The sequence below is a fragment of the [Anoxybacillus] calidus genome, assembly GCF_013760845.1.
GTDB classification, from domain to species: domain Bacteria; phylum Bacillota; class Bacilli; order Bacillales; family Anoxybacillaceae; genus Paranoxybacillus; species Paranoxybacillus calidus.
The window spans coordinates 408,729-418,455 of sequence record NZ_JACDUU010000003.1 but is presented as its reverse complement, the minus strand read 5'-3'; the positions used below and the strand labels follow the sequence as shown (position 1 = coordinate 418,455).

10 protein-coding genes, 1 tRNA gene, 1 rRNA gene and 1 riboswitch are annotated in these 9,727 nt (G+C 37.0%); of the genes, 5 read left to right on the top strand and 7 right to left on the bottom strand.

The window, feature by feature from the left end:
* The 5 genes from HNQ85_RS17435 to HNQ85_RS08950 all read right to left on the bottom strand — a co-directional run.
* Positions 1-94, bottom strand: a 16S ribosomal RNA gene (locus HNQ85_RS17435); the annotation flags it as partial.
* Positions 95-753: 659 nt separating this feature from the next.
* On the bottom strand, positions 754-1,506 hold the full coding sequence (locus HNQ85_RS08965) for an ABC transporter ATP-binding protein (protein WP_220129156.1): 753 nt from the start codon (positions 1,504-1,506) through the stop codon (positions 754-756).
* The gene (locus HNQ85_RS08960; protein ID WP_246326833.1) at positions 1,506-2,519 is read right to left on the bottom strand and encodes an ABC transporter substrate-binding protein; all 1,014 of its coding nucleotides are present in this window, start codon (positions 2,517-2,519) and stop codon (positions 1,506-1,508) included. Before HNQ85_RS08960 ends, HNQ85_RS08965 begins: the two co-directional genes overlap by 1 nt.
* Before the next feature lie 38 nt (positions 2,520-2,557).
* Positions 2,558-3,352 (bottom strand): ABC transporter permease, encoded by a 795-nt coding sequence (locus tag HNQ85_RS08955; RefSeq protein WP_181537383.1) that lies wholly within the window; start codon positions 3,350-3,352, stop codon positions 2,558-2,560.
* On the bottom strand, positions 3,327-3,617 hold the full coding sequence (locus HNQ85_RS08950) for an MTH1187 family thiamine-binding protein (protein WP_181537382.1): 291 nt from the start codon (positions 3,615-3,617) through the stop codon (positions 3,327-3,329). The genes HNQ85_RS08955 and HNQ85_RS08950 overlap by 26 nt, the downstream gene beginning before the upstream one ends.
* 130 nt (positions 3,618-3,747) lie before the next feature.
* Positions 3,748-3,857, bottom strand: a riboswitch (TPP riboswitch).
* A 229-nt stretch (positions 3,858-4,086) separates the two neighbouring features.
* On the opposite strand from HNQ85_RS08950, the gene HNQ85_RS08945 reads away from it, so the two are divergent.
* On the top strand, positions 4,087-4,905 hold the full coding sequence (locus HNQ85_RS08945) for a protein-glutamine gamma-glutamyltransferase (protein WP_181537381.1): 819 nt from the start codon (positions 4,087-4,089) through the stop codon (positions 4,903-4,905).
* Here the strand turns inward: HNQ85_RS08945 and HNQ85_RS08940 are convergent.
* Positions 4,885-5,787, bottom strand: coding sequence for a DMT family transporter (locus HNQ85_RS08940; protein ID WP_181537380.1), 903 nt, complete (start codon positions 5,785-5,787; stop codon positions 4,885-4,887). The two genes, HNQ85_RS08945 and HNQ85_RS08940, sit on opposite strands and share 21 nt — an antisense overlap.
* 65 nt (positions 5,788-5,852) lie before the next feature.
* Here HNQ85_RS08940 and HNQ85_RS08935 point away from each other — a divergent pair, with 65 nt between their 5' ends.
* The 4 genes from HNQ85_RS08935 (at position 5,853) to HNQ85_RS08920 (ending at position 8,123) form a co-directional block, all read left to right on the top strand.
* Positions 5,853-6,548 carry an MgtC/SapB family protein gene (locus HNQ85_RS08935; RefSeq protein ID WP_181537379.1) on the top strand — a complete coding sequence of 232 codons (696 nt, stop codon included), beginning with the start codon at positions 5,853-5,855 and terminating at the stop codon, positions 6,546-6,548.
* 160 nt (positions 6,549-6,708) lie between these two features.
* Positions 6,709-6,781 (top strand) — tRNA-Ala (locus HNQ85_RS08930).
* Positions 6,782-7,115: 334 nt separating this feature from the next.
* A complete protein-coding gene (locus tag HNQ85_RS08925) occupies positions 7,116-7,526 on the top strand; it encodes a hypothetical protein (protein ID WP_181537378.1) in 411 nt (136 codons plus the stop codon).
* 90 nt (positions 7,527-7,616) lie between these two features.
* The gene (locus tag HNQ85_RS08920) at positions 7,617-8,123 is read left to right on the top strand and encodes an RDD family protein (protein ID WP_181537377.1); all 507 of its coding nucleotides are present in this window, start codon (positions 7,617-7,619) and stop codon (positions 8,121-8,123) included.
* 591 nt (positions 8,124-8,714) lie between these two features.
* On the opposite strand, the gene HNQ85_RS08915 is transcribed toward HNQ85_RS08920, so the two are convergent.
* A complete protein-coding gene (locus HNQ85_RS08915; protein WP_181537376.1) occupies positions 8,715-9,599 on the bottom strand; it encodes a YitT family protein in 885 nt (294 codons plus the stop codon).
* Positions 9,600-9,727 lie beyond the last annotated feature (128 nt).

The window sequence follows — 9,727 nt, the reverse complement described above, 5'->3', positions numbered from 1 at the left end:
ACTCAGAAGCAAGCTTCTTTGTGGTCCGCTCGACTTGCATGTATTAGGCACGCCGCCAGCGTTCGTCCTGAGCCAGGATCAAACTCTCCAATAAAGTTATATACCTAGCAAATTGACGTGGACGCTTCGTTTTGTTCAGTTTTCAAAGAACATTTTCGTCAGAGCGACTTTTTTATATTAACAAACCATTTCACAGCTTGTCAATATCTTTTTTTCACTTTTTATTTTCGCTACATCATTTATCAGAGCAGCGACGTATGTAAATATATCACGCTAAGAAATAAAATGCAACTCTTTTTTTAAAAAAATTTTTTCACCAACTAAATCGCTATAAAATGACGTTATTAACAAGTTCGAATTCATCATACAAACATCAATTTAAGAAAAGTTAGCCCCTGGAAGCTTTTTAATTAATCTTTATGCTTAATATATCCTCATTCATCAGTACATAACCACCTTAAAGTAAAGGTATTTCAAAGAAATATGATGGTACATGACTATTATGACTAAAAAGAGAGAAAACAATGAGCAGTTTTTTTAGAGCAACTTTTGGATATATCCCTTTATGGTGGCACAAGTCATTATGAAGTAATGAGAAGCGTGATATAAACCGAAATCCTGTTCAATATATCCTTCCCATATATTATAATAGCAAGCTTTATCGTATTCATCGTGCTAATCCCATTTCTTAAATAATAATTATGAAACAACCTCTTAATAAAAGCGCAGTAAAAAATCTGATTAGGTATATACCTAATCAGATTTTAGTAAATTAAGCAACTGTTTTTTAATTTGTATAAACGTGGAAGAAGTAATCATTTCTTGCGTACGGGGGCGATTAAGAGGAACAACGACTTCCCCCTTAATCTTCCCAGGCCGCTCTGAAAAAATATAAATTCGGTCAGATAATAAAATCGCTTCCTCAATATCATGCGTAACCAATAAAACCGTTTTATTTACTTGTTCCAATATTTTTAATAACCATTCATGCATTTGCATCTTCGTTAATGCATCTAGTTTGCCGAACGGCTCATCTAAAAGCATGATATCCTTTCGAAATAATAATGTTCTTAAAAAATTTGCACGTTGTCTCATTCCGCCTGATAACATATCAGGATAATGATTAGCGAATTTCTCCAAACCGAAAATCGGCAAAAGATTTAGTGCTTCTTCTTTTGCTTTTGCCTTTTTCACACCTTGAATTTCAAGAGGAACTATTACATTTTCAATGATTGTTCTCCAAGGAAATAACACATCTTTTTGCGGCATGTATGCTACATTTCCTTTCTGGCCTACAATGGATTGACCATTAAGATAAATCTCACCTTTCGTTGGCTTAGATAGACCAGCAATCATTTCAAGTAGCGTACTTTTTCCACATCCGCTTGGCCCAATAACGGAAACAAACTCACCTTTCACAACAAAAAGAGATACATCCTTAAGCGCTGTTAAGTCTTCGTATTTATCAGAGTAAAAAACCTTCGTAACATTTCTAACTTCCAGCATCATTTCTTTTCAGGAAGAAATTCATTGGTAAACGCTGCTTTCGGATCAATATTTTTCTCGATTAGGCCTCGCTCAAACATCCAGTCCGCATAACGCTTCCAAACTTCTTCCTTTTGTACCCCCCACTGCTCTGCGTCATCCTGATATTTTGTACTCAACCATTTTTGACTTGCTTTTACTAATTCTTTGTTTAACTCTGGGGCATTTTTCATTAAAATATCTGCCGCTTCTTCTGGTTTTTCAATGGCAAATTCATACCCTTTTGCAGTAGCTTCCATGAATTTCTTTACTAATTCTTTTTGCTCTTTCACATGCTCTTCGTTAGTCACGATAACTGGAGTATAATAATCGAGGGCCGGGTCTAAATCTTTTAACATAATCGTATTTAATTCCTTTCCTTGACGCTCTGCTTCAACGCCATCCCATCCATAATAAATCCACATAAAATCGGCATCGCGGCCAATTGACTTGAAAAAGTCAGTTGCACCAAGCGTCACGATCTTTAATTTTGAAAAATCAGCATTCGCTTTTTGCATAACCGCTTTTAATACGGCTTCTTCAACTGGAGAACCCCAACCGCCATAGCGCTTACCTTCGAAATCTTTTGGCGATGTAACTCCCGCTTCCTTTAAAGAAGCGAACGCCGATGTATTATGTTGGATTACTGCCGCAATAGAAACAAGTGGAATATCTGTAGAACGTGCTTGTGTAACACTTTCTTGATAACTAATACCAAAATCCGCTTTTCCAGCTGCTACTAATTGATCCGCTGTTGTTCCTTCACCTGGTTGTAAAATCTCTACATCCAATCCTTGCTGTTTATAATAACCTTTATCTTTTGCTACATATAAACCTGTATGGTTTGTGTTCGGAAACCAATCAAGCATGACCGTTACTTTTTGTAGCGTCTTTTCAGCATTTCCTTTCTTTTTGTCATCTTCTGCTCCTTGGTTTTCCTTCATATTACATGCAGCCAAAGCCATCATTAAAATGGCCACAAGCAATACGTTCATGATTTTATTAAATCGTTTCACAGCAAATCTCCCTTTCTCTAGTCTTTGTTTTCCTGTTGATAATGCCATCGCATCGTTACCCGTGCCAACACTTCGACAATCGCAAAAATGGCTAAACTCATAAACACAATGATAACAATCGTTGCAAACACACGGTCTGTTAAAAACGATTGGGAAGAACGTGTCAATAAAATCCCAAGGCCTTGACTAGCCCCTAGCCACTCCCCAATCACAGCGCCCATCACACTATATGTTCCGGCAATTCTTAATCCAGAGAAGAAGAACGGCATCGCCCCTGGAAACTTAACCATCTTAAAAATTTGCCATTTTGTCGCCCCCATTGTTTCCAACAAACGAATCATTGAGATATCGACAGTACGATAACCGTCCGCTAAATTAATCGCAATCGGAAAAAAGCAAACGAGTGCAACGACAATTACTTTTGGCAAAATGCCAAATCCAAACCAAATCATGATTAACGGAGCAACCGCGATAATTGGAATCGTCTGTGAGATTACAAGTAGTGGATAAAGCGTTTTCTGAAACCATTCTGATACATCAATGAGCGTTGCTAATATCATACCGACAATTACAGCTAACAATAACCCGAGCAACGTTTCTTTTAGCGTTTGCAAAGAATGAATCACGAGTAAATCGCTACTGTTAACTAACGACTGAAATATTTCAGTAGGAGCCGGTAAAATCCATTTTTCTATCCCTGTTACATAAACAGATAACTCCCATAAAACAAGAATCGCTAAAATAACAAAAGAAGGCATCATCATTGATGACCATCTTTTAACAGCATTAACGATATTTACGAAGCTTTTCATCTAAGGTGACTCCCTCATTAGGGCGGTAATGAATTTTTATATATGTCATGACTTCAGAAGCCCCAGCTTCAATGCAGGCATCTTGCGCTTTTTTAACAATTTCTAAAAGTTCATCGAGTTCTCCTTCCATTACCGTCTCCATAGCGCCAACTTCATATTTCACACCGGATTTCTGTACAACTTCAATCGCTTTATCGACCACATCATAAGTATTTCCATCCGCTACTTTCGGTAACACTTGGAAACCAACATTCACTGTTGCCATTAACCACCTCTCCTTTCTTTACATGTTCAAAACATGTCACAAATTCCTCTGCCAATAAAAAACACGAGGAACATTAATAAAAAAACAGCTACCTGCATAAGGATAGCCGTTTTCTCATAAACATGACGTAAATAAGAATGAATATTCATCCCTACGCTGGCATTACCCAGATCAGGTTTACGGGTCGATACGAATCAGTATCCTCTCAGCCGATTGCTATCAGCTCCCCGATATGTTTTCAAAACTTACTATAACAATAACACTCCTTTTTGTAAATGAAAGAAACTTATAAACAAGTTATACACAAACTTATCAACAAGTTGTTAACAAAAAGGACCAGTTTTATCCACAAAATATAACTGTTCTGAAAAAATATACGAACGTATTATCTTATAATCATACATCGATGTGGATTTTGTGGGAAAATTGTGAATAAACCGTGAATAATTCAACAAGGAGAGAGCACCATATGATTAAAATTGCACAATATCTTGTGGATAACACGTTTTTTATGAACAATCCTTTTTCCGAAGTAGAAAAAATGATTTTAAAGGCTCTATTAGAAGAAGAACAAATATACACTTATGACAATCAAAAACAACTAATGTTTGAACTTTTGTTGCGGGAAAAAATTATCGAAGCTGCCAAGCTATTGGCAAGCAGTAAAGCTAAATTTGCCATCTTTCGATTTTCAAGATGTAACGAGCAGTTTTGGCAACGCAATCATCTCGGCGGATTTGAATTAAAAGAAGGAGTACTTCCTTCTGCGGGAATTAACGATATTTTCGAAAATAGCCATTTGTATGCGTTCGAATGTGCTACTGCCATTGTCATCGTCTTTTATAAAGCTGTGCTTGAGGTGCTTAAAGAAAAGACATTTAATGAACTGTTTGCCAATTTACTTCTATACGATTGGCGTTATGATGAAGATTTAAGGGTACAAACAAAAAGAGGGGACGATTACATCCCCGGTGACTGCCTTTACTTTAAAAATCCTGAATTCGACCCTGAAACACCTCAATGGCAAGGCGAAAATGCCATTTATTTAGGAAAAGGGTTATATTACGGACACGGGATTGGCATCAAAACAAAAGAAGGAATGATTGAAACTCTTAATACGAAGAGAAGAAAGAATGCCAAAAAATCAGCTTATTTAGAAAAACAAACAACAAGAGTTGGCTTTCAATATTTATCCACATTTGCCCCACAACAAGAACAGGCTCGTATTTTCTTAAACCCAGCGCATCGTGTAATTGGAAAAATCGGTTCAGCTACTTTCCTGTGCTAAAAATGCTCTCTTTCGGTTTTCACTCCATAAATACGTACCGATACCTATCAGAATAAAAAATCCGCCAATCCATTGCGATGGCTGAATAATTTCTCCCAGTAGGAAATACGCTAAAATGGACGCGCCGACCGGTTCAAATAAAATACTCATCGAAATTGTAGTGGCACTTACCCATTTCACCGACCAGTTCATTAACGAATGGCCAAGCAATGTTGGCACAATTGCCAATAGGACAAAGCAAATCCAATCCGTCTTTTCATAAGAAAAAAGTGGGTATTGAAACAGGATGACATAAAGGAAAAGAGTAATCGAGCTCACACCATACACGACATATGTATACGTCATTAACGAAAGCCGCTTTCGCAAATCTTGACCAAATAACCAGTAGCCTGTTATCATCATACACGCAAGCAGAGCTAATATATCACCAAACAGTGCTTTTCCACTAATCTGAAAATCTCCCCAACTAATAATCATACTCCCTGCAATTGCCAGTAAACCGCTTAATGCAGCCCCCATAGTCAGTCTTTCTTTAAAAAAGATATAGGCACCAATAAATGCAAAAAGCGGTTGCAACGTGACTAGTACGACGGAGCTTGTAACAGAAGTATAGTTGAGCGATTCAAACCAAAGAATAAAATGAAATGCTAATAACACCCCTGAAACAACAGAAAACAACCAATCTCGTTTTGGAATCGTGCGCAGTTCCGGTATATATTTAATAAAAAATGGTGTCATAAATAGAACGGTTAAAAACAGCCGATAAAAAGCCGTAACCGCCGCAGGAGCATCCACCCACTTGACAAGAATTGCCGACGTTGAAACCGAAAGCGCCCCAACAAATAACGCAAGATAAGGTTTTAATAGATTCGATGACTTCATGTTTCATCTCTCCACGATGCATTTTGTAAGTTTTTCATAGTAAAAAAATTATAACACTAATTAAAATGAGAGAGGTGATAAAGTTGGAAGTTCATCTCTTTATGAAACTTGGTATATCCGCTGTTTTAGGAATGGTAATTGGGCTTGAGCGAGAGCTAAAGAGAAAACCGGTTGGACTAAAAACATGTTTAGTGATTTCAACCGTCAGTTGTTTACTGACGATTGTTTCCATTGAATCAGCTTACCTTTTTCCGATAAAAGATCACATTACGATGGATCCGCTCCGTCTTGCGGCACAAATTGTTTCCGGCATCGGCTTTTTAGGAGCAGGTGTTATTTTGCGGCGCGGCAACGACAGCATTTCCGGCTTGACAACGGCAGCATTAATCTGGGGAGCGGCTGGAATCGGTATCGCTGTTGGAGCCGGGTTTTATCGAGAGGCTCTATTCAGTGTCGTCCTGCTCATTGTCAGCGTCGAACTGCTCCCATTTCTTATAACCGTTTTGGGGCCGAAACAACTGCGGGAAAAAGAAATCAATTTACAAATAACTGTTTCAGACACGAAAAATATCGCTAACGTCATCAACTCAATAAAGGCGCAAAATATTCATATTAAAACCGTCCGTATTAAAGATCTTGATACAAACCTTCACTTAATTAAATTAAAAGTGAGCGTTGACCAAAAACGAGCGACAACCGACGTATATTATTCCGTTCGTACCATCCCTTCTGTTATCAACATCGATATTGAAAGCGTCTAGCTGCAGCTAGACGCTTTCGCTGTTTTTGTGTTTGGAAATACCTGTTTTAAACAACGACAGATATGATAAACAAAAACAATGACTACTCCCTTGAATTGGTTATTGAAATCGAAATTGGAAAAGTTTATAATTTTGATGTAACTACCTATATGTTATCCATGGGGCATTAGCTCAGTTGGGAGAGCGTCGTGCTGGCAGCGCGAAGGTCACCGGTTCGAGCCCGGTATGCTCCATTCCTCGGAAAGTCAATGTTAATAGAACGGAAAAATACGAACAGCGTAACGGTCTCTTTTTCGATGACTCCATCGGAAAGGAGACCGTTTTTATTTTGCACTCGGAAAAAAAACGAGATAAACCCATTAAGTTGGATAGAACGATAAAAGGCGCAAAAAGCTCGCAAACGATATTGCTGCGTTATTTGAACGTGCTTATTTAGCGAAACAATCGGAAGGTATTACGCTTGCTACATTATACCGTTATTCACAAGCGCATCCTCTTTTTATTTAATTTCTCAATGAAAAAGGCATTATCGGTATATCAACATAGATTATTTGCCGCGAGTTTTCAGTGGTTATTAGAAAAACGAATAAAACACGACGATCTAAATATAAGATGGTCTATATAAAAACGTTGGGAGTATCGCCGCGTTATGCAAACGACATTATTAAAACCTTGCGTACATCGTTTCGTGTTTTAGTTGCGGACGGATTAGTAAACGAAAATCCTTTCGAAAAAGTGAAAAACATAAAGCATCCGCAAAAATTGATTAATGTGCTAACTCCGCAAGAATTAAAAACGCTACTTAATGCTCCCGATCAGAGACGTTACGCTGAATTTCGCGATTATGTGGCGAGGATTGTAATGATTCTCATTACGGTTTCCCACCCTCGAAATAAACTTCCGGTGTATAAGTTTTTGGCCCATTTCATTTTCGAAAACATCGATCGCGTTGGCTTTACGGGCATTTTAGCTCAATAAAAAATATATGAAGTATGAAGATTCTAAAAAGGGAATATAAATTTACGGAAGAGAAATTGTTAATAAAAATCGAAAAACGGGGGGGATTTTATGTTTTGTCAAAAGTGTGGTTCAAAAAATTTAGATGATGCAAACTTTTGCCAGACATGTGGAACTGCTATTAAAGATTTATCTCAATCGATGGACAATCAAAAAACTAAATATGCGGGTTTTTGGTTGCGGTTAGGGGCTTATATATTGGATTCTATTATCCTATTTCCTGTAGGTTTTGTATTAGGTTTTGTTTTCGGTCTTCTTGAACCTGAAGATGGGACTATAGGTGTTATTTTACAATTTTTAATCTTTGTAGTAACTTGGTTGTATTTTGCACTTATGGAAAGTTCATCGATACAAGGAACACTAGGAAAAAAGATAGTTGGAATTCAAGTTACGGATACCGATGGCAATAAAATTTCGTTTCTTCGTGCAACAGGTAGACATTTTAGCAAAATATTATCGTCCTTGATACTTCTAATTGGTTATATAATGGCTGGATTTACCTCAAAGAAACAAGCATTACATGATATGATTGCTGGCTGCTATGTCGTAAGAAAATAATCATATTTTAGGTTTCGACTAGAATAGAGCATTATGTTTGGGCTGCTAATTGGATTTATGGTTGCATGACAGTTTATTCATCAAAAATAAAAAGAAATCCTTTTTTATTTCTTAAGTGTACGAACGAGTTCGTTCATTGAAGACGAAACAAAGGGTAAGCAAACATATTAAACATGGCTAATATGTACTTACCTTTATTTTTATTTTAGGTCTTAATGATTTATGGCAGCCTTTTTTTAGTGGTTTAATGTATACAGAAGCTTACTCCAAATCTTGAATTCTGCATGGCTCGGTTCATTAAATATACATCGGCTTCTATCATATAGCATCTCATAAGAATCACACGTTCCCGATATTCTACCCAAACCATTAAATACCGTCATTCCCCACACTACACTCCCGCTCATAACAGCATTTCTTACAGCCATTTCATCGGTTGATCAATCGAATGTTTTGTGATTATTGATGTGTTTTTAATAAAAAGAAAAGAGGATACTAATCATACAGAAATAGCCATGATGCTCTGTACAATCAGTGTCCTCCCGCTCTCGGTCTTAGATTGAGTTTTGTTTCCATTATAAAAAAGACACATTAATGGATATCTCTTTTCTTAAAACGTCCACCACGTACTTCAGCCATATCAGCTATAGCTAAAAAAGCATTTGGGTCATTTTCTTCGACAATTTCTTTAAGTTTTGCTTCCTCAAGACGAGTAATCACACAAAATATCACTTTTTTATCGTCACCAGAAAACGCTCCTTCTCCGCTCAAATATGTAACACCGCGCCCTAATCGGTTCATAATAGCATCCCCAATGATTTCAGAGTTATCACTAATAATCCATGCCGACTTCGATTCATCTAATCCTTTAATGACAACATCAATCGTTTTAAAAGCAATCACATAGGCCAAAATGGAATACATCGCTCTATCCCAAGTGAAGACAAACCCGGCAGTACCGAGAATAAAAATATTAAAAAACATGATGATCTCGCCAACGGAGAAAGGAAGTTTTTTGTTCATGAGTATAGCGAGTATTTCAGTGCCATCCAAAGCACCACCATAACGAATGACAAGACCTACTCCTGTACCGAGAATCATTCCGCCAAAAATGGTAGCTAATAAAATGTCTTCTGTAAAGGCTGGAACAGGATGAAACAGGGAGGTAAAAATAGATAAAACGGTAATCCCGAACAATGTGGAAATAGCAAAAGTTTTGCCAATTTGCTTATAACCCATAAAAAAGAACGGAAGGTTTAAAAGAAAAATAAAAATTCCAAGACGAAATCCCGTAATATGGGAAAGCATAATTGAAATGCCTGTTATGCCTCCATCAATAACTTTATTAGGGACTAAAAAGATTTCAAGTCCTACTGCCATTAGAACAGCCCCGATGAAAATAGCAGTTGCCCTTTTAATGATTTTAGCTTTAGATAATCGTTGATGTTGAATCTGCACCTTGCTCAATTCTGTCAATGGTTCTCCTCCTTTTTTATATAATGATTGCATGTATTTTATTATAACAAAAAATCATTAATGATATTGAAAATGGTACACGAATTACATATATTCTGATACTCTTATGCTTTTCTTGATTGGTGTAG